Raw genomic sequence first — 722 nt, 5'->3', positions numbered from 1 at the left:
TATTTGGAGTCGCCTATTTGGTCATTACCAGTAGTGCCAACCGTTGTACGCAATTTCCCAAAGCTAATAATACGAGCATTATTTGCTATAAGATTTTCCCTTGAGAATATCCAAGCGATGCCAATCGACCCGATATTCCCAAAACGTCTCCCTGGCCCAAATCTCGATGATCCGTCTCTCCGCCCGGTTAATGAACATAGATACTTGTCATTAATTGTATAATTAATCCTAGCAAACATGGACGAGTAACGATATTGATTGTTTGAATCTATGCTGCGAAGCTCCGGTGCTGCTGCAATTGATTCCAACATAGTATCAGACGTATAGCCAGTGCCAAAAAATGCTCTTTTGATTGTTTCAACTTGTTGCATCGTTCCACCAACTATCGCAGCTATTCGATGCATGCCAACGGCTCTTGAAAAATCCACTTGTGGCTCTATGATCCAGTTATTTCGATTGTTGGTTCCCCGCGTGCTACGACCAAGTTTTTGAAACGCACTTGTTGGATCAAGGGAACTGATCGGCACCGTGAGATATTCGGTCTGGTTTATATCGCTTATGCCGAAATTTGATCTAACGGTTAACCCTTTGTAAAGTTCATAACTAACGTTAAGATTCCCCAGCAAACTTCTCGTTGTGGCCCCATGGAGAGACTCAAGCCAGCTTAGCGGATTTGACCACGTGCTTCTGCCGTTTGATCTCGGTGCCCAATTAAGGGCTGG

The 722-nt window shown here is 44.0% G+C and carries 1 pseudogene; it reads right to left on the bottom strand.

Features of this window, described 5'->3' with window-relative positions:
* Positions 1–626: pseudogene (locus KK062_RS29855) on the bottom strand (hypothetical protein); the annotation flags it as partial.
* Between the last annotated feature and the right edge of the window lie 96 nt (positions 627–722).

Origin of the sequence: Dawidia cretensis (genome assembly GCF_018598175.1) — a bacterium.
Taxonomy (GTDB): domain Bacteria; phylum Bacteroidota; class Bacteroidia; order Cytophagales; family Cyclobacteriaceae; genus Ohtaekwangia; species Ohtaekwangia cretensis.
This window is presented reverse-complemented; position numbering and strand designations above follow the sequence as displayed.